The organism is Microvirgula curvata (assembly GCF_054781615.1).
The window spans coordinates 1-18,910 of sequence record NZ_BAAGUB010000030.1; the positions used below are offsets into that span (position 1 = coordinate 1).

Annotated in this window: 20 protein-coding genes and 1 pseudogene; 14 read left to right on the plus strand and 7 right to left on the minus strand. The window is 64.9% G+C overall.

Annotation, left to right across the window (positions count from 1 at the left end; genetic code table 11):
- Positions 1–112: 112 nt before the first annotated feature.
- From ACYVG8_RS13115 to ACYVG8_RS13125, 3 genes are all read right to left on the minus strand, one after another.
- On the minus strand, positions 113–1,126 hold the full coding sequence (locus ACYVG8_RS13115) for an RHS repeat-associated core domain-containing protein (RefSeq protein WP_084300217.1): 1,014 nt from the start codon (positions 1,124–1,126) through the stop codon (positions 113–115).
- A 446-nt stretch (positions 1,127–1,572) separates the two neighbouring features.
- Entirely contained in the window at positions 1,573–2,112 is a 540-nt protein-coding gene (locus ACYVG8_RS13120; RefSeq protein WP_028499931.1) for a response regulator transcription factor, read from the minus strand.
- Entirely contained in the window at positions 2,109–3,332 is a 1,224-nt protein-coding gene (locus ACYVG8_RS13125) for an ATP-binding protein (protein WP_158537489.1), read from the minus strand. Before ACYVG8_RS13125 ends, ACYVG8_RS13120 begins: the two co-directional genes overlap by 4 nt.
- A 226-nt stretch (positions 3,333–3,558) precedes the next feature.
- On the opposite strand from ACYVG8_RS13125, the gene ACYVG8_RS13130 reads away from it, so the two are divergent.
- The 7 genes from ACYVG8_RS13130 to ACYVG8_RS13160 are packed head-to-tail and all read left to right on the plus strand — an operon-like array spanning position 3,559 to position 8,253.
- Entirely contained in the window at positions 3,559–4,191 is a 633-nt protein-coding gene (locus ACYVG8_RS13130; protein ID WP_051528986.1) for a HugZ family pyridoxamine 5'-phosphate oxidase, read from the plus strand.
- 57 nt (positions 4,192–4,248) lie between these two features.
- Entirely contained in the window at positions 4,249–4,650 is a 402-nt protein-coding gene (locus ACYVG8_RS13135) for an ATP-binding cassette domain-containing protein (protein WP_234412993.1), read from the plus strand.
- A 54-nt stretch (positions 4,651–4,704) separates the two neighbouring features.
- Complete coding sequence (locus ACYVG8_RS13140; protein WP_028499933.1) at positions 4,705–5,493, plus strand: TOBE domain-containing protein; 789 nt, start codon at positions 4,705–4,707, stop codon at positions 5,491–5,493.
- A gap of 28 nt (positions 5,494–5,521) precedes the next feature.
- Positions 5,522–6,280, plus strand: a complete 759-nt coding sequence (gene modA / locus ACYVG8_RS13145) for a molybdate ABC transporter substrate-binding protein (RefSeq protein WP_107888673.1) — start codon at positions 5,522–5,524, stop codon at positions 6,278–6,280.
- Positions 6,277–6,690: a TOBE domain-containing protein gene (locus tag ACYVG8_RS13150; RefSeq protein ID WP_028499935.1), complete on the plus strand. Its 414-nt coding sequence runs from the start codon at positions 6,277–6,279 to the stop codon at positions 6,688–6,690. Before modA ends, ACYVG8_RS13150 begins: the two co-directional genes overlap by 4 nt.
- Complete coding sequence (gene modB / locus ACYVG8_RS13155; protein WP_036386483.1) at positions 6,684–7,361, plus strand: molybdate ABC transporter permease subunit; 678 nt, start codon at positions 6,684–6,686, stop codon at positions 7,359–7,361. The genes ACYVG8_RS13150 and modB overlap by 7 nt, the downstream gene beginning before the upstream one ends.
- A 22-nt stretch (positions 7,362–7,383) precedes the next feature.
- Positions 7,384–8,253, plus strand: coding sequence for an ABC transporter ATP-binding protein (locus tag ACYVG8_RS13160; protein ID WP_460746007.1), 870 nt, complete (start codon positions 7,384–7,386; stop codon positions 8,251–8,253).
- A gap of 9 nt (positions 8,254–8,262) precedes the next feature.
- On the opposite strand, the gene ACYVG8_RS13165 is transcribed toward ACYVG8_RS13160, so the two are convergent.
- Positions 8,263–9,087: a cytochrome C assembly family protein gene (locus tag ACYVG8_RS13165; protein ID WP_036386485.1), complete on the minus strand. Its 825-nt coding sequence runs from the start codon at positions 9,085–9,087 to the stop codon at positions 8,263–8,265.
- Positions 9,088–9,201: 114 nt separating this feature from the next.
- On the opposite strand from ACYVG8_RS13165, the gene ffh reads away from it, so the two are divergent.
- The 4 genes from ffh (at position 9,202) to ACYVG8_RS13185 (ending at position 13,666) form a co-directional block, all read left to right on the plus strand.
- Positions 9,202–10,554 carry a signal recognition particle protein gene (ffh, locus tag ACYVG8_RS13170; RefSeq protein WP_028499939.1) on the plus strand — a complete coding sequence of 451 codons (1,353 nt, stop codon included), beginning with the start codon at positions 9,202–9,204 and terminating at the stop codon, positions 10,552–10,554.
- 83 nt (positions 10,555–10,637) lie between these two features.
- Complete coding sequence (locus ACYVG8_RS13175; protein ID WP_107890267.1) at positions 10,638–11,531, plus strand: ATP-grasp domain-containing protein; 894 nt, start codon at positions 10,638–10,640, stop codon at positions 11,529–11,531.
- Positions 11,532–11,607: 76 nt separating this feature from the next.
- Positions 11,608–12,978 (plus strand): adenylosuccinate lyase, encoded by a 1,371-nt coding sequence (purB, locus tag ACYVG8_RS13180; protein WP_028499941.1) that lies wholly within the window; start codon positions 11,608–11,610, stop codon positions 12,976–12,978.
- Positions 12,979–13,162: 184 nt separating this feature from the next.
- Positions 13,163–13,666, plus strand: coding sequence for a ComEA family DNA-binding protein (locus ACYVG8_RS13185; RefSeq protein WP_199489873.1), 504 nt, complete (start codon positions 13,163–13,165; stop codon positions 13,664–13,666).
- A gap of 72 nt (positions 13,667–13,738) precedes the next feature.
- Here the strand turns inward: ACYVG8_RS13185 and ACYVG8_RS13190 are convergent, their stop codons facing one another.
- Positions 13,739–14,089 carry a NirD/YgiW/YdeI family stress tolerance protein gene (locus ACYVG8_RS13190; RefSeq protein ID WP_028499942.1) on the minus strand — a complete coding sequence of 117 codons (351 nt, stop codon included), beginning with the start codon at positions 14,087–14,089 and terminating at the stop codon, positions 13,739–13,741.
- 153 nt (positions 14,090–14,242) lie between these two features.
- Here ACYVG8_RS13190 and ACYVG8_RS13195 point away from each other — a divergent pair, with 153 nt between their 5' ends.
- Complete coding sequence (locus ACYVG8_RS13195) at positions 14,243–15,091, plus strand: NAD(P)-dependent oxidoreductase (RefSeq protein WP_460746024.1); 849 nt, start codon at positions 14,243–14,245, stop codon at positions 15,089–15,091.
- Here ACYVG8_RS13195 and ACYVG8_RS13200 read toward each other — a convergent pair.
- Entirely contained in the window at positions 15,088–15,450 is a 363-nt protein-coding gene (locus tag ACYVG8_RS13200; protein WP_028499944.1) for an Mth938-like domain-containing protein, read from the minus strand. The two genes, ACYVG8_RS13195 and ACYVG8_RS13200, sit on opposite strands and share 4 nt — an antisense overlap.
- A 210-nt stretch (positions 15,451–15,660) precedes the next feature.
- Between ACYVG8_RS13200 and ACYVG8_RS13205 the strand changes: the two are divergent.
- Together ACYVG8_RS13205 and ACYVG8_RS13210 are read left to right on the plus strand one after the other, a co-directional pair.
- Positions 15,661–15,903 (plus strand): annotated as a pseudogene (locus tag ACYVG8_RS13205) (Arm DNA-binding domain-containing protein); the annotation flags it as partial.
- Between the two features lie 99 nt (positions 15,904–16,002).
- On the plus strand, positions 16,003–17,235 hold the full coding sequence (locus ACYVG8_RS13210; RefSeq protein WP_233495291.1) for a pyridoxal phosphate-dependent aminotransferase: 1,233 nt from the start codon (positions 16,003–16,005) through the stop codon (positions 17,233–17,235).
- A gap of 68 nt (positions 17,236–17,303) precedes the next feature.
- Here ACYVG8_RS13210 and murJ read toward each other — a convergent pair whose 3' ends face one another.
- Positions 17,304–18,848, minus strand: a complete 1,545-nt coding sequence (gene murJ, locus ACYVG8_RS13215; RefSeq protein ID WP_460746009.1) for a murein biosynthesis integral membrane protein MurJ — start codon at positions 18,846–18,848, stop codon at positions 17,304–17,306.
- Positions 18,849–18,910 lie beyond the last annotated feature (62 nt).

The window sequence follows — 18,910 nt, forward strand, 5'->3', positions numbered from 1 at the left end:
AGGTCCTATACTGAAGCCCTCGTACCCTGTACGAGGGCTTCTTTCATTGGTGCGACTGAATGCGCAAAGCCGCCCCCCGTGCCATGCCCGGGGGGCGGCTTTCATGGGCGGTTTACTGCGGGGTGAAATCGAGCAGCTTGCCCCAGGTGTTGCCGCGCCCAACGAATGTACGGGGCAGCAGCCTCGGCAACCTGTCGATGTGGCACATGGACACGGGAGAGTTCAGGGCCCGGGTCGTGCGGCCCAGCACATCGGCGATGTACTGGGCGTTGGCGGCTGCCGGCGCATGGGGGGTAGCTGCATTGCAGGACATCAGATAGAGGGGACTGCCGGGACGGGATCTGGCGTAACCCGAGAACCGGAACAGCTCGTCTGCCCACTCATCGGGTGTGACATACGTCCCATTGATGGTCTGCATGAGCCCGGGTTTCCCGTGAGTCATGACCAGCGAGCCGTCTTTGAATTCTGGCAGAAACAGAAAATGGATTTTGTCCTGTGATTCTGTGGCCTCGACGAAGTTGATGTGGCCATTTTTTATCAGGCGGCCGGTAATGACGCGCCCGGTGGCCTTCACGTAGCTGGCCAGCGCTGGCCCGATCATCCCCGTTACCGCCGAGGCCATGCCCAGCCCAAGCGATATCCAGCCCAGCGTGCGTGCCAGTTCGGGGTCCCGGTCTTCCAGTACGGCGGAGGCGATGCCAGTGGCGCTGGACGCCAGGCCAAGGACAGTGGAGGTTGCCAGCAGCAAGCTGCCCAGGACCGTCATCGCTGCCAGCGTTGCCAGGCCGAGGGTAAGAATGCCGAGCAGGATACCGAGAATGCCCATCCCGAGTCCGAACCCGGCGGAAACACTCATGTAGCCGGAATGATCGCTCCGGTTGACCGGATCACCGCGGCAGAACGCATACGGATTGATGCCGCCACCCGAGAACGGGCAGTACGGGTCTTTGTTCAGGAAGCACTGCAGCATCGGATCATAGCTGCGTGCGCCATCACCCAGGTGATACAGCTGGCTGCGCGGGTTGAGCCAGTCGATGCGTTCACCGTGCATGCCGATTGCGGGGCGGGGGCCGGAACCCGGGACCGCTGGCAGGTTTTCCGGGAGGGAGGATGTTTCGCCTGGCATGGTGGGCTCCTGATGTCCGGCATCCTGAGCAGCCGGTGCCGGTCTGATATGTCGCTTCAAAGCCTGCTATAGGAGATCTGTGCTGCCCCGGTTGTTCTTTCGGACGAATGGCGCGGACCGTCAACCGGCCGTTTTGGGCTGCTTTCATCCATGGTTCAGCGCGGCGCGGAACCGCGCCGTTTTCTCCAGGTGATACAGCAGGCTGCATGCGCCAGTCCGGCCGGCGTGCTGTTCATGCATGCCAGCCAGCGGCGGGGCACCGGTACCCGGAGTGGCCCATGAATGACGGGATGAGGTGGGGGGATGTGGCAGTGTCGCCGGGCACGGCTGGCCTCCCTGTTTTCGGGCGCCGTCGAGGCCGGTCCCGGCCGGGGCGCCGCTTCTGAAACCAGTTTCAGGCCGGGAAACTCCGCGACTGCCAGGCCTGCCTGCAGGACAAGTGGCGGTTAGCGGGCAACCGGCCGTTTTGCCAGCATCCGCTGCAGCGTGCGGCGGTGCATGTTCAGGGCGCGGGCGGTGGCGGAGACGTTGCCGTCGTTCTCGTTCAGTACCCGCTGAAGGTGTTCCCAGGTCAGCCGCTTCAGCGACATCGGGGTGGCCGGGTCGGCCGGGGCGGTCGGCGAGGTGGTCGAATCGGCTTGCAGGGCTGCCAGGATGCTGTCCGCATCGGCCGGCTTGGCCAGGTACTGGGTCGCGCCCAGTTTGATGGCATCGACTGCCGTGGTGATGCTGGCATAGCCGGTCAGTACCAGAATCGGCGTATCCGGCAGTTTTTCGCGCAGGGCCGGAATCCATTTCAGACCACTGCAGCCGCCAAGGTTCAGATCGAGCACGATGCCGTCGATCGGTTGTGGTGTCTCGCTGATGACCTCCAGCGCCCGTTCCGGGGAGACCGCGAGGCTGATGGACAGCCCCTTGCGCTGCAGCACCCGGGACAGCATGGACAGAAAGGCTTCGTCATCGTCGATCAGGAGCAGGTGTGTCATGGGGGGCTAACCGCGTGGGAGGTGGGCAGGGGCAGGGTCAGTGTGGTGCAGACGCCGTCCGCATCGCTGTCCATCCGCAGTGTACCGCCCAGCTTGTCCAGGGTGGCGTGGGCCAGGAACATGCCCAGTCCCATTCCATGCTGCTTGCTGCTGGCCACCGGCATTGCCGGATGGGTGAGCTCCAGCTGCGGCGGCAGACTGCCGGCATGGCGGATGCGGATGACCAGTATCGGTGCCTGCCAGTCGGCCTGGACCGTTATCCGGCCATCGGGGCTGGCGTCGGCGGCATTGTTCAGCAGGTTCAGCAGTGCGGGGCCGAAGCTTGGGTCGAACCAGCGGGTCGGCGCTGTCGCCAGCGCCGGCTGATAGTCGAGCTCGATTTGCGGTCGCAGATTGCGCCAGTTGGCGACCAGATGCCCGAGTTGCTGCGAGACCGGCTCTGCCGGCGACGCCAGCTCGCCGCCCTGCTGTTTCAGGCGTCCCAGCGCGCGGCGGCAGGCACCCAGCTGATTGCGCATCAGCCGGACATCGTCGTCCAGCTCGGGGTCGCCGGCATAGCGTTCGGCCAGGTCGTCGGCCAGCAGGGTCAGGGTATTCAGTGGTGTGCCGAGTTCATGTGCGGCGCCGGCGGCAATCATGCCCAGCGCTACCAGCTTTTCGTCGCGCAGCTGGGTTTCGCGGATGCGGCCCAGCTCCAGTTCGCGCTCGCGCACCGTGCGTGACAGTCTGGCCAGCGGTCCGGCCAGCACGATGCCGCAGACGCAGAAGGTCAGCCACATGCCGGCCAGATGCAGGCTGATCAGCATGTCCGAATGCTCGCCGGCGACCATGATCGGCTGGTGCCAGCGGAACAGCAGGGCATAGGCGAGCATCGACGCGGCGGCCAGCAGCCAGGTCCGGGTCGCAGGCATGGCCTGTGCGGCCAGTGCGATCAGCAGCAGATACATCGACACCAGCGGATTGGCCGGGCCACCGGTCAGGTACAGCAGCGCGGTCAGGCAGAGAAAATCGACACCGAGCTGTATATCGAGCGCGGCCCAGCGCGCCGGGCCGGCGAGACTCCAGACCAGGTTGGCCGAGGCCAGCGAGCAGGCGACCAGGGCCAGGGCCGGCCACGGCAATTCGACTGCGCCCAGATACAGGGCGCCGCCGGCCAGCAGACACAGGCCGAGAATGGCCCAGCGCAGGCGAACGATGCGAATCGACGAGGGAAGGTCCATGACTCGGGGGGCGGGAAAGGGAGCGCTCATTGTACCGGGCAGGGAAAGGGGAAGGGCATTGGCGCTGGTTCGGCAGTGACCGGGCCGAATGTACCTGCCCGGACGGCGATGTGCTTGCGGCATATTGTCGCGCCGGCGTGGTTGCCTTCCGCTCGGACGAGGGAGACTTCTGCTACGGTCAACAGTAGATCTGGTTGTTGTTGCCGTCTTTCCAAGGAGACCTGATGTGAATACCGGACTGATTTCCGCCGTCTCCCTGCTGCATTGCAGCGAACAGGCCGCGCTGGCCAGCCACTGCCTGGCCTTGCCCGGCTATCCGTATGTCTCTGCCATCACGCTGGCGCCGGATGAGGACGGTGTGCCGCTGACCGTGATCAGCACCCTGGCCGAGCACACCAGGCAGTTGCAGGCCGATGCGCATGCCAGTCTGCTGCTGGCCGATGCCACCCTGCCGGCGGATCGCACGCTGAGGATCACGCTGCTGGCCGATGCCATGCCGTGCGAGCGGACACCGGCGCGCCGGCAACGTTTTCTGCGCTACCAGCCCGGTGCGGTCGACTATATCGACTTCGACGATTTTTCCTTCTGGCGCTTCGTGCCGAAGCGGGCGCGCTTCGTGGCCGGCTTCGGTCGCATGGGCTGGTTCGATGGCGCCGAGCTGCTGCGGCCGGCGCTGCCGTTCGAAGCCGAGGCCATCGCCGGGCTGACCGGCCAGGGCTGGCATGTGCTCGGCGTCGACAGTGGTGGCTGTGATCTGCGCCTGCTCGATCTTCGCCGCCGGATCACCTTCGAGCGACCGCCGCAGGATGTGGACGAGGTGCTGGCTGCCGTGGCCGCAGGCGGGGCAGCGGCGGCATGAGTGTCGCCCGGCCGGTCATCGGCAACGTCTGGGGCCTGGTCCGGCCCTGCTGGTCCGGTGACGACCGTCGCCGTGCCTGGGGTCAGCCTGCGCGCCGTGCTGTGCTATCCGGCAAAAGCCGGTGCGATCGATGACCGGCAGCTGGTGGCCATCCTGCACGAGGCGGGGCTGGTGCATTTCAGCAACCGGCTCGACCACTGTGAATCCTGGGCGCACGTGATGAGTCTGGGCGAGCAGCAGCGGATCGCGCTGGCCCGGGTACTGCTCGATCCGCCGGATGTGCTGTGCCTGGATGAGGCGTCCAGTGCGCTGGACGAAGACATGGAGCAGCAGTTGTACGCCCGTATCGTCGCTGTCATGCACAGCGGCATCCTGCTCAGCGTCGGTCATCGTGCCACTCTCGATGCCGGCCTGTTCATGCCGGCCGGGTCCGCCTCCGCCATCCGGGCTATGGTCTGACGCTATGTAGTCGGATATATTGCGCCTGGTATTCCCTAGCCAGAGTCGCAGCCCATGCCGTTTGCCACCGATCTTGCCCTGCTGGCCGAAGGCCGGCGCTATGCCGCGCTGCCCCAGGTGCGCCTGCTGGAAGCCATTGCCGCCGAAGGCTCGATCACGCGAGCAGCCAAAGCGGCCGGTGTCAGCTACAAGACCGCCTGGGACATGGTCGACGCGATGAACAACCTGTCGCCCCAGCCGCTGGTGACCCGTGCAGCAGGTGGCCGCGGTGGCGGCGGTACGCAACTGACCGAGGCCGGCCACGCGCTGGTCAAGGTCTATCGCGCCATCGAGGCCGAGCAGCACCGCATGCTGGCGGCCCTTCATCTGGACGACGTACCGGCCACACTCGATCTGCTGAGGAGATTCCGCACCATGCGCACCAGTGCCCGCAATCAGTTTCTTGGCCGCATCAGCGCGATCCGTACCGGCGCGGTCAATGACGAGATCGAACTCGAACTCGCCGGCGGCGCGCGGCTGGTCGCCATCATTACCAGTGACAGCCGGGCCAGCCTCGGTCTCGAAGTTGGCGGTGAGGCGATCGCGCTGGTCAAGGCCTCGTCGATCATGGTGGCGACCGGTCTCGGTGACGCGCTGCTGTCTGCGCGCAACCAGCTGACCGGCATTGTCGCGTCGCTGACGCCGGGGGCGGTCAACACCGAAGTGGTCATCGATCTCGATGGCGGCAACAGCGTGTGCGCCATCGTCACTCACGACAGCGCCGAGCGCATGGCGCTGGCCGTCGGCCAGCAGGCCACCGCGCTGTTCAAGGCATCGCAAGTGATCCTGGCCGTCGCTGCCTGATTTCCTACTGTTTTTCCCCGGAGTTTCCATGCTGAAGAAGACCCTGCCGCTGCTGGTTTCCCTCGTGTTTGCCGGACCGGTGCTGGCGGCCGAGCCGCTGTCGGTGGCCGTTGCCGCCAATCTGCAGTACACGTTCGACGATCTGGCCGCGGCATTCCAGCGCGAGACCGGCATTGCCGTCAAACCGTCTTACAGCTCGTCGGGCAAGTTCGTCGCCCAGATCCAGAATGGCGCACCGTACGATTTCTTCCTGTCGGCCGACCGTGATTTCCCGGAAAAGCTGGCCGAACTCGGCCTGACCGCCACGCCACCGAAAATCTATGCCTACGGCACGCTGGTGCTGTGGACGCTGAAGCCGGATCTGAACCTGAACAACTGGCAGCAGGCGCTGGCCGGCCCGCAGGTCGCCAAAATCGCCGTCGCCAATCCGCGTACGGCGCCGTATGGTCGTGAAACCATGAAGGTGCTCGGCAAGCTCGGCCTGGACAGCAAGCTGGAATCGAAACTGGTGTTTGGTGAAAGCATCTCGCAGACCAACCAGTACATCTACTCGCGTGCGGCCGATGCCGGCTTTACCGCCAAGTCGGTGGTGGTGTCCCCGGAAATGAAGGGCAAGGGCCATTATGTGGAGCTGGCCCGCGACAGCTACCAGCCGATCGCACAGGCGATGGTGGTGACCAGGCGCGGTGGTGCCGAGAACGGGGTGGCCGCCCGCAAACTGTATGACTTCATGAGTTCGGCCACGGCGCGCGACATCCTGTCGAAGAACGGCTACCTGCTGCCATGAACCGCCTCGACGCCAGTGTAGTGGCGGTGAACTGCGAGGCGTCGCTGGCGCTGGTGGAGGTCGAGCTGGACAACGGGACGCGCCTGACCGCGATGATGGCTGGCGGTGCGGGGGCCTTTGTTCCCGGCGCGCGGGTCACCGCGGGCTTCAAATCGGCGGAAGTGTCGCTGGCCAAGGGCGCGCTCGGCCGGATCAGCCTGCGCAACCGGCTGGTGGCGACCATTGATTCGCTCGACCTCGGCCGGCTGATGGCGCGGGTCACGCTCGACTGCGACGGACACAAGATCGTGTCGCTGATCACGGCCCGCGCGGCAAGCGATCTGGAACTGGCCCCCGGCGATGCGGTGACGGCGTTGATCAAGGCCAATGAGCTGTCGCTGTGGATCGAGGCAGGAGACGGGCCATGCTGAGCCGGATCGACTGGAGTCCGCTGTTTCTGACGTTCGAGCTGGCGGCCGTGACCACGGCCATCCTGCTGGTGATCGGCGTGCCACTGGCCCTGTGGCTGGCCGGCAGCCGTGCCCGCTGGAAGCCGGTTGCCGAAGCGCTGGTCAGCATGCCGCTGGTGCTGCCGCCGTCGGTGCTGGGCTTTTACCTGCTGCTGGCGTTCTCGCCGCAGTCCTGGCTCGGCCACTGGCTGGCGGCGACCTTCGACCTGCGCCTGGTCTTTACTTTCGAGGGACTGGTACTTGGTTCGGTGTTGTTCAGCATGCCGTTCATGGTTCACCCGCTGCAGTCCGGCTTCCAGTCGTTGCCGGTGTCATTGACCGAGGCCGCCCGCACACTGGGGGCGTCACGGCTGAAGATCCTGTTCCGCGTGCTGCTGCCGAACCTGAAGCCGTCGCTGCTGTCCGGCATCGTGCTGGCATTTGCGCACACGGTCGGCGAGTTTGGCGTGGTGCTGATGATTGGCGGCAATATCCCCGGTGTGACCAAGGTCGCGTCGATCGCCATCTACGACGAAGTGGAAGCCCTCGACTATGCGGCGGCCAATGTCTACGCCGGCGTGCTGTTCGTGCTGAGCTTTGTCGTGCTGCTGACGGTCTACATCATCAACAAGGCGCAGGCGCGCGCGGCCTGAGCCGGCGCGCGGCGGAGATTTCATGATCGAATTCGATCTGCAGAAGCGGCTGGTGTCCCGGCATGGCGAACTGGCGTTCTCGGCCGCGGCCACCATCCGTGCCGGCGAGCGTGTCGCGCTGTTCGGCCCGTCCGGGGCCGGCAAGACCACGCTGCTGCGCATGCTGGCCGGGCTGACCCGGCCGGACAGTGGCCGTCTCGTGGTCGGCGACGAGGTGTGGTTCGATGCGGCACGCGGCATCGACCTGCCGCCGCAGCGTCGCCGCATCGGGCTGGTATTCCAGGATTACGCACTGTTCCCGCACCTGACGGTGCGCGGCAACCTGGCCTTTGCCGCGCGCACGCCGGCGCGGGTCGACGAGCTGCTGGCGCTGATGGGGCTGGAAGCGCTGGCCAATCGCAAGCCGGACACGCTGTCCGGCGGACAGAAGCAGCGGGTGGCACTGGCGCGCGCGCTGGCCTGGGAACCGGCGCTGCTGTTGCTGGACGAACCGCTGTCGGCGCTGGACCCGGCCCTGCGCAGCCGGCTGCAGCAGGAGCTGCTGCGCGTGCACGAGGCGCTGAAGCTGACCACGGTGCTGGTCAGCCATGATCTGGCGGAAGTGTTCCGGCTGGCCAGCCGGATCATTCGTCTCGAGGACGGCGTGGTGACCGGCGATGCGACCCCGGCCGAACTGTTCCTGACCCGGCAGGCGGCCGGTCGTTTCCGTCTGGCCGGCGAGGTGCTGGCAATCCGGGACGAGGATGTGCTGCAGATCGCCAGCCTGCTGGTGGGCGGCGAGATTGTGGATGTCGTGCTCGATGACGACGAGGCGGCGCAACTGCGCGTCGGCCAGCGGGTGACCGTGGCAGCCAAGGCATTCAGCCCGCTGGTGTTTCCGGCCGGGGACTGAGCCCCCGGCTCAACGGTGAAGGAACAGCTCCAGCACGATCTTGCTGCCAAGGTAGGCGAGCATCAGCGTGCCCATGCCGGCCAGCGTCCAGCGCGCTGCGACCCGACCGCGCCAGCCATAGCGCGAGCGGCCGAACAGCAGCAGCGCAAACACCACCCATGACACCATCGAGAACACGCTCTTGTGCGTGAACGCGAACGGCATGCCGAAAATCTGTTCGGAGAAGGTCACCCCGGTGAACACAGTCACCGTCAGCAGCAGGAAGGCAACCGACAGCAGCTGGAACAGCAGGGTTTCCAGCGCCAGCAGCGGTGGCAGGCGGGTCGGCAGCGTGGCCAGCTGGCGGGTATGCAGCCGCTTGTCGACCCACAGCATCAGCCCGGCCAGCAGTGCTGCCAGCAGGAACATGCTGTAGGCGATCAGCGAGATGACGATGTGCACGGTCAGCAGCGGCGTGGCCTGCAGATCGGACTGGTGGGTATACGGCAGCAGTGCGCCCATGGCGACCCCGAGGCCGGCCATCCACATCAGGGGGGCCTGCAGGCCCTCCATGCGGAAGAACCAGGAGGTGATCCAGTAGATCAGCACGGTCAGCCACGCCAGCAGGCTGACGGCTTCGCCGACGCCGAGATGCAGCAGCTGGCCGGCCGGTGCGGCCAGCGTCAGCGCGTGCAGCGCCAGCGCGGCGCCGATCAGCAGGTGCTCGATGCGGGGCGCGCGTGGCAGGGTCAGCGCACTCTTGCCGCACCAGTGGGCGGTAAAGTGCCAGGCCAGCAGCAGATAGCAGACCAGGGCGATCCCGGCTGCGACGGGCAGAAATTCGGCGGTTGTCATGAAGGCGATGGGCGTTGCGACGGTTTTGCCGTCGGCTCATGTAAAATGTCGGTTTCCTGAAAGTCTAACCGATTCCCTGCCAGCGCGGGACGCGCTGGCGCAAGGACAGCCTGCATGCTCGACAACCTGACCAATCGCCTTTCCGGCGTGATCAAGACCCTCAAGGGTCACGCACGGCTCACCGAGTCGAATATCTCCGATGCCATGCGCGAAGTGCGCATGGCCCTGCTGGAAGCCGACGTCGCGCTGCCGGTGGTCAAGACCTTCGTCGCCCACGTCAAGGAACGGGCGATGGGGCAGGACGTCATGGGCAGCCTGACGCCGGGCCAGGCCGTGGTCGGCGTCGTCAACGAGGAACTGGTCAAGCTGATGGGCGAGACCAATGACGCGCTGAACCTGGCTGCCGTGCCGCCGGCCATCGTGCTGATGGCCGGCCTGCAGGGCGCCGGCAAGACCACCACTACCGGCAAGCTGGCCAAGCTGCTGAAGGAAAAGCAGAAGAAAAAAGTCCTGCTGGTGTCCGCCGACGTGTATCGCCCGGCGGCCATTGAACAGCTGAAGCTGCTTTCCGAACAGGTTGGCGTCGAGTGGTTCCCGTCCGATCCGTCGCAGAAGCCGGTCGATATCGCCGTGGCGGCGGTCGATCACGCGAAGCGCCACTTCTTTGACGTGCTGATCGTCGATACCGCCGGTCGTCTCGCCATCGACGAAGCGATGATGGCCGAAATCAAGGCGGTGCACGCTGCCGTCAACCCGGTCGAGACGCTGTTCGTGGTCGATGCGATGCAGGGCCAGGATGCGGTCAACACCGCCCAGGCCTTCAACGACACGCTGCCGCTGACCGGCGTGGTGCTGACCAAACTCGACGGCGACTCGCGCGGTGGCGCGGCGCTGTCGGTCCGCCATGTGACCGGCAAGCCGATCAAGTTCATCGGTGTCGGCGAAAAACTCGACGGGCTGGAACCGTTCCACCCCGACCGGATGGCCAGCCGCATTCTCGGCATGGGCGACGTACTGTCGCTGATCGAGGATGTGCAGAAGGGCATCGACGAGCAGGATGCCGCCGCCATCGCCAGGAAGATGAAGTCCGGCAAGGGCTTCGACCTCGAGGACTTCAAGTCGCAGATCCTGACCATGCGCAAGATGGGCGGCATGTCCAGCCTGATGGAGAAAATGCCGGGCCAGATCGGCCAGATGGCCAAGGGGATGGAAGGCGCGCAGGCCGAGAAGTCGGTCAACCGCATCGAGGGCATCATCAACTCGATGACGCCGGCCGAACGGCGCAAGCCCGACATCATCAAGGCCAGCCGCAAGCGCCGCATCGCGGCCGGCGCCGGGGTCAGCGTGCAGGAGGTCAACCGCATGCTGAAGCAGTTCGAGGAAATGCAGAAGATGATGAAGCAGTTCTCGAAGGGCGGCATGATGAAGATGATGCGCGGCATGAAGGGCTTGTTGCCGGGCATGTAAGCCCCCATCTGCGGGAGAGCCCGCCGGCTCTTCCGGATTTTCCCCCATTGCGGACCGTGTCCGCGCAGCGCAGGCTGGAACCGATGTTCGATACCCTGATTCTGACCGAATCCCGCTATCTGCACCCCGACGAATCCGACTGGTATACGTCGCAGGTCCATCTCGAGGATGGGCTGGTCATGGAGGCCCTGCAGCGCCAGGGCCTGAACGTGGCGCGCCGCGACTGGGCCGACCCTGACCAGGACTGGGGCCAGACCCGTTCCGTGCTGTTCCGTACCACCTGGGACTATTTCGACCGCTATGCGACATTCTCGCCGTGGCTTGACCATGTCGAATCGTGTACGCGGCTGCTGAACGAGTCGGCACTGATCCGCTGGAATATCGACAAGCACTACCTTGGCGACCTGGCGCGCGCCGGCGTCAATGTGGTGCCGACCGTCTACGTCGAGCCGGGCGACAGCCGGAGCCTGACCGAAGTGGTGGCCGGACTGGACTGGGACGAACTGATCCTCAAGCCGGCGGTGTCGGGTGCGGCCCGCCACACCTACCGTTTTCATGCCGATCGTGCCGGCGAGCATGAAGCGGCGTTCGGCGAGCTGATCCGGCACGAATCGATGATGCTGCAACCGTTCCAGCGCGGTGTGCTGGAGCAGGGCGAGCTGTCGCTGATGGTGATCGACGGCAAAGTGACCCACGCCATCCGCAAGACGCCGAAGGCAGGTGATTTCCGCGTCCAGGACGACCACGGCGGCAGCGTGCATCCGCACCAGCCGAGCGCCGAGGAGTGCGCCTTTGCCGAGGCCGCCGTGCGCGCCGTGCCGTTCGACGTCCTGTATGCGCGGGTCGATACCATCCGCGACAACGCCGGCCGGCTGGCCATCATGGAGCTCGAGATGATCGAGCCCGAACTGTTCTTCCGTTTTGCGCCGGCCGCCGCCGACGCGCTGGCCGCCGGACTGGTCCGGCGTCTGGGCTGATGTTTCCGCCGCGGCCCCGGGGTCGCGACATGGTTTTCAACTCGCCGGCTGGTCCGGCATAGCAAGATCGACGCACATGAATCTCAATGCATTGACCGCCCTGTCCCCGATCGACGGCCGCTACGCCGCCGCCTGCGAACCGCTCCGGGGCATCTTCAGCGAATTCGGCCTGATGAAATCCCGGGTGAAAGTGGAACTGGAGTGGCTCAAGACGCTGGCAGCCGAGCCGCTGATCGGCGAAATCGCCCCGTTCTCCGATGCCACCATCGAAGAGATCAACACCCTGATCGACAGCTTCTCGGTCGAACATGCGGAAGCGGTCAAGGCGATCGAGGCACGCACCAACCATGACGTGAAAGCCATCGAGTACTGGCTGAAGGAACGCCTGTCCGGCAATCCGGAAGTGATGGCTGCCAGCGAATTCATCCACTTTGCCTGCACGTCGGAAGACATCAACAACCTCAGCCATGCGCTGATGCTGAAGAGTGCGCGCGATCTGGTGCTGGTACCGGTGCTGGATGAAATCATCACCCGCCTGACCGAACTGGCCCACCAGCTGGCCGCCCAGCCGATGATGAGCCGCACCCATGGCCAGCCGGCCACGCCGACCACCATGGGCAAGGAAATCGCCAACGTCGTCTACCGGCTGCAACGCCAGCGCGAGATGCTGTCCCGCCAGGAAATGCTGGCCAAGATCAACGGTGCCGTCGGCAACTTCAATGCCCACCTGACCGCTTACCCGGAAGTGGCCTGGGAAGGTCTGGCCAAGCGTTTCGTCGAAGGCCTGGGCCTGACCTACAACCCGTACACGATCCAGATCGAGCCGCATGACTACATGGCCGAGCTGTTCCAGACCATGGTGCGCGTCAACACCATCCTGATCGACCTCGACCGCGACATGTGGGGGTATATCTCGCTGGGTTACTTCAAGCAGAAAGTCATTGCCGGCGAAGTCGGCAGCTCGACCATGCCGCACAAGGTCAACCCGATCGACTTCGAGAACTCGGAAGGCAACTTCGGGCTGGCCAACGCGCTGCTGTCGCACCTGGCCGAAAAGCTGCCGGTCAGCCGCTGGCAGCGTGACCTGACCGACTCCACCGTGCTGCGCAATATGGGCGTGGCGTTCGGCTACACCCAGCTCGGCTTCAAGGCGCTCCTGCGCGGCCTGAACAAGCTGGAAAGCAATCCGGCGCTGCTCGAAGCCGACCTCGACGCGAACTGGGCGCTGCTGGCCGAGCCGATCCAGACCGTGATGCGTCGCTACGGCATCGAGAATCCGTACGAGCAACTGAAGGAACTGACTCGTGGCAAGGACGGCATCAGCCGCGAGACGCTGGCGGCCTTTATCGAGACGCTGGCAATCCCGGCCGACGAGAAGACCCGCCTGCTGGCGCTGAGTCCGGCGACCTACCTCGGCAAGGCGGAAGAACTGGCCAAGCGGATCTGACCGCGACCTTCTCCTCATGTCCGTTTTTTGCGGACGGGGAGCATGGACAGCCTGAAGCGCCCTTCGCGGGCGCTTTTTCATTGTTCATGTCTGGCGCGGTTAGGCAAAACGGGTAAAAAATATGGCGACGTATCCGGTATCGCGCTATGTTCAAACCGTTCATCCCAAAAAAGGAAGTCCCTTCATGTTTCTGCGTCGATTGCTGGTCGGCATCCTTGCCGCCTTTGTCTACATCGGTGCCGCGTTTGCTGCGGTCAACGTCAATACGGCGAGCCAGGCCGAGCTGGAAGCGCTGAACGGCATCGGGCCGGCCAAGGCCAGGGCCATCCTCGATTACCGGCAGAAGAACGGGCCATTCAAATCGGTCGATGACCTGAAAAAAGTGACCGGTATCGGCGACAAGACGCTGGAAAGCATCCGCAAGGACGTGTCGCTGTCCGGCGCCACCACGCTGCCGGCGGCGAAGCCGGGTGCCAAGCCGGCGGCCCCGGCCAGTGCCAAGGCCGCGCCGGCTGCCAAGCCGGCTTCGGCTCCGGCCGCTGCCCCGGCTGCGGACAAGGCGACGACGGACAAGGCCAAGAAGCCGGCCACCAAACAACCGGCCCCGGCCGGCGAGCCCGCTGTCGACAAGGACAAGACTGCCGCCAAGGACAAGGCCAAAAAACCGGCTACTGCTCCGGCACAGTAAGTTCCCCCTGCACGAAAAATCCCCGCCTGGCAGAGAACAGGCGGGGATTTTTCATGTGACGCGCGCGGTGGCTCAGTGCAGCAGGCGCAGCTGCTTGACGTCGATTTCGGTCGATGTCAGGTCCTTGTCGACCTCGCCGGAGATCTCGACCTGGTCTTTCGGCGCGACGGTCTGGCCGGCCCAGACATGCTTGTCGATCTCGACCGTGATCTTGCCGGTCTTGTCCTGGAATTCGTAGTTGTCGTGATTCAGGCGCTTGGTGATCCGGCCCTGCAGCACGACCGGGCTGTCATCGGGCAGGGCACGGGCCTGTTCGACCGTGACCGGCTTCGGCGGTTCTCCAACGAATCCGCCGGTGGTGGCGGGCGCGGCCCAGGCTGCGGCGCTGGCAAGCAGGGGGATGGCAATCAGAAGCGAACGCATGATGGTGCCTTTCGTAGCGTTACCCCGTCAGCGGGGCGATGGCGTTACTATCGGATTCCTCATTTAATCAGACCTTAGTCATCGCCATGCCGGGATACGACGGGCTGGCGGTGTCCGGGCATTCATCATTACTGCGGGAGAGACAGCGTGAGAGTGGGTTATATCGGTTTGGGCATCATGGGGCGTCCGTGTGTACGGAATCTGCTCAAGGCGGGCTTCGAGGTGTCGGTCTGGGCGCGCCGCCCGGCCAGCATCGGCGATCTGGCGGTCACCGCCTGCGCGACACCGGCCGAGCTGGCCGGACGCGTCGACGTGCTGGTGACCAATGTGTCGGACACCCCCGATGTCGAGTCGGTGCTGTTCGGGGAAAACGGCGTGCTGTCGGGCGCACGGCCGGGGTTGATCGTGATCGACATGTCGACCATCGCCCCGCTGGGCGCACGACGCATCGCTGCCGGCTGCGCCGGGCGGGGCGTGACTTTCCTCGATTCGCCGGTCTCGGGCGGCGAGGTCGGTGCCGTCAATGGCACGCTGTCGTTCATGGTCGGTGGCGAGCAGGCGGCATTTGACAAGGCGCAGCCGGTGTATCAGGCGATGGGCAAGAACATTGTCCGCATCGGCGACTCCGGCGCCGGCAGCGTGGCCAAGGCCTGCAACCAGATCGTGGTGGCGCTGAATGTGCAGGCGGTTGCCGAGGCATTCAAGCTGGCCGATGCGTGCCAGGTCGACAAGGCTCGCGTGCGCGAGGCCCTGCTGGGCGGCTTTGCCTCCAGCCGGGTACTGGATATCCATGGCCAGCGCATGATCGACGACAACTACGTGCCGGGCTTCAAGGCCAAACTGCACCAGAAGGACATGGGCATCGTCGGTGAAACCGCCCGCGCGCTGGACACGGCCCTGCCGGCCACCACGCAGGTGACGGCGCTGATCGACGCGCTGGTGGCGAACGGCGACGGCGAGCTTGATTCGTCGGCGATCGCGCGGCTGATTTCTGCGGCCTAAAGCAGGATGGCAGCGAGGACGCGGCGGTCCTCGCTGACCAGAATATTGAAGGTCCGGCAGGCGGCGGGGGTATCCATGACCTCGACGCCGATCTGACGGGCGGTCAGCGCGGCAGTCAGGCGCGGATGCGGAAATCGCAGCCGCGGACCGGTACCCAGCACCACGACTTCCGGGTCATGCGCCAGCAGCGCGGCGAAGTCGTCCTCGGTCAGCGCCTCGAACGAGGAGGCGGGCCATGGCGTCAGCAGATCCGCCATGACCAGCAATGGCTGGTGGTGCTGTTCCTGATTGATGGCGACAAAGCCGTCGCCATAGGCGGTGAACAGGTTTTGTGCGCCCTGGGTCAGATGCATTTTCATCAAGTGTTCTCGCTTGCTTGCGGCGGTCGTGTCCGTAAGGTGCCGCCGTTCATGGGTCTGCCGCGATTATACGGCGTTGCGGCCGGGTCGCGGTCGCCACGCTTTTTTAGATACCCCCGCTGTGGATTGCCGGCATGATAGGGGTATTTGTTTGCCGTTTTTACGGGTGCGGGGTATATTTCTGGAAACGTTTCTGGAGATACCCCAAAAATGGCGCTGACATCCGAAGACATCGCCGCGATCGTCGATGGCGACCGTGACCGAAAGCTGTTCGACGGCGGTGGTCTTTACCTGCTGGCGCGGCCGAATGGCGCGCGCTACTGGCGACTCAAGTACCGTTTCGCCGGCAAGGAGAAAGTGCTCGCCCTGGGCGTGTATCCGCAGATTTCCCTCGATGCCGCCCGGGATGCCGCCGCCGCCGCGCGCGCGCAACTGGCCGCTGGCGTCGATCCGTCCGGCGCGCGCGCCGGGCGTCGCCAGCCGGAAGCCGCCGCCGTGGCCGTGCCGCTTCCTTCTTCCCCTTTGCCGAACACTCTCCACAAGGTCGCCCCGATGAAGCCGATCCACAAATCCAGCAAATTGCTCAACGTCTGCTACGACATCCGCGGCCCGGTGCTCGACCGCGCCAAACAGATGGAGGACGAAGGGCAGCGCATCATCAAGCTGAATATCGGCAACCCGGCACCGTTCGGTTTCCTGGCTCCGGAAGAAATCATGCAGGACATGGCGCGCCACCTGCCGCAGGCCTCCGGCTATACCGATTCCAAGGGCCTGTTCGCCGCGCGCAAGGCGATCATGCACTACACGCAGGAAAAGCTGATTCCGGCCGTGGGCGTCGAAGACATTTATATCGGCAACGGCGTGTCCGAGCTGATCGTGATGTCGATGCAGGCGCTGCTGGATGCCGGCGACGAAGTGCTGCTGCCGGCGCCGGACTACCCGCTGTGGACCGCTGCCGTCACCCTGTCCGGCGGCAATGCCGTGCACTATATGTGTGACGAACAGCAGAACTGGTATCCGGACATCGACGATATCCGGCGCAAGATCACGCCGAATACGCGGGCGATGGTCATCATCAACCCGAACAACCCGACCGGCGCCGTCTATCCGGACGAGGTACTGCGCGAGCTGGTGGCCGTGGCCCGCGAACACGGGCTGATCCTGTTTGCCGACGAAATCTACGACAAGGTGCTGTTCGACGGGGTGACCCACACGTCAATCGCGTCGATGGCGCCGGATCTGTTCGTGGTGACCATGAACGGGCTGTCGAAGAACTACCGCTCCGCCGGTTTCCGTGCCGGCTGGATGGTGGTCAGCGGCGACAAGAGCATGGCGAAGGACTATATCGAGGGGCTGAACATGCTGGCCTCGATGCGGCTGTGCGCCAATGCCCCGGGCCAGCATGCGATCCAGACCGCGCTCGGCGGCTATCAGTCGATCGACGATCTGGTGGCACCGACCGGCCGGCTGGCGCGTCAGCGTGACCTTGCCTGGCGGATGCTGAACGACATGCCGGGCGTCAGTTGCGTCAAGCCGCAGGGCGCGCTGTACATGTTCCCGAAGCTGGATCGCAAGATGTATCCGGTCGAAGACGACCAGCAACTGATTCTGGAACTGCTGAACGAACAGCGCGTGCTGCTGGTGCAGGGCACCGGCTTCAACTGGCATGAGCCGGACCACTTCCGCGTGGTGTTCCTGCCGAACACCGATGACCTTGAAGAAGCCATGGGCCGGATCGGACGCTTCCTTGACGGCTATCGCAGCCGGCACGCGATCGCCGTCTGACTCCCGGACTGCTCCTATCTGAAAGCGGCCTTCCAACTGGAAGGCCGCTTTTCTTCAAGGCAACTGCGTCAGGCCGCGAGGCGTTCGCGCCAGACAAAGTCGCGCAGGCGGAAGCCAAGCGCGAACAGCAGGGCGAAATAGCTGGCGGCGCCGCCGACCACCAGCACGCCCAGCCACAGCGCCCGCTGCCACGCGTGGCCGTGCCAGTCGGTCGGCAGCACCTGCAGCAGTCCGTACAGCACGGCGGCCATGCCGATCACGGCAATGACCACTTTCAGCCCGAACGACATCCAGCCGGCCTGCGGCATATAAATGCCGTGGCGCAGCAGCTGGAACAGCAGCAGGGCGGCATTCAGGCAGGCGCCGAGGCCGATGGCCAGCGCCAGCCCGGCATGCTGCAGTGACTGGATGAAGACCAGGTTCATCAACTGGGTCAGGATCAGCGTGGTGATGGCGATCTTGACCGGCGTCTTCAGGTTCTGGCGCGCATAGAAGCCCGGCGCCAGCACCTTGACCAGAATCAGCCCGAGCAGGCCCACCGAGTAGGCAATCAGCGCGCGCTGGGTCATGTCGGCATCCAGCGGGCTGAACTTGCCGTACATGAACAGGGTGGCGATCAGCGGCTTGGACAGCACGCCGAGCGCGACGGCGGACGGCAGTGCCAGCAGCACCGACAGGCGGATGCCCCAGTCGAGCAGGCGCGAGAAGGTGGCGGTATCGTCGCTGGCCGCATGGCGGGACAGGCTCGGCAGCAGGATGGTGCCGAGTGCGACGCCGAGAATGCCGGTGGGGAATTCCATCAGCCGGTCGGCGTAGTACATCCACGACACGCTGCCGGAGACCAGGAACGACGCAAAAATGGTGTTGATGACCAGCGAGATCTGGCTGATCGACACGCCGAAGATCGCCGGGCCCATCTGGCGGACGATGCGCATCACTGCGGCGTCGCGGAAACCGAAGCGCGGCATGGGCAGCATGCGCAGCTTTTTCAGGTACGGCAGCATGAAGCCCAGCTGCACCACGCCGCCGGCGAATACCGCCCACGCCAGCGCCATCACCGGCGGGTGGAAGTACGGCGCCAGGATAGCGGCGAACACGATAAAGCAGATGTTCAGGAAGGTCGGGGCGAAGGCCGGAATCGAGAACTGGTTATAGGTATTGAGCACGCTGCTGGCCAGCGAGGCCAGCGAGATCAGCAGAATATAGGGAAAGGTGACGCGCAGCATCGACACGGTCAGGTCGAACTTGGTGGCGTCGGTGGTGAAGCCTGGCGCCGTCACCCAGATCACCCAGGGCGCCGCCAGCATGCCGACCACGGTCACCACCAGCAGCGAGGCGGCCAGCACACCGCTGACGTTGGCCAGCAGCACGCGGGTATCGTCTTCACCGCGTTTCTGCTTGTATTCGGCCAGCACCGGCACGAAGGCCTGCGAGAACGCGCCCTCGGCGAAGATGCGGCGCAACAGGTTGGGCAGCTTGAAGGCGACGAAGAAGGCGTCGGTGGCGAAGCCGGCACCAAAGGCACGCGCGATGACGGCATCGCGGATAAAACCCAGTATGCGGGAAACCAGCGTCATCCCGCTGACGGTGACCAGGGCTTTGAGCAGATTCATGTTGTTGTCAGAACTGTAGCTGGCGCAAAGGCGCGATGGTACGGCGAGAAGCGGTACAAAAC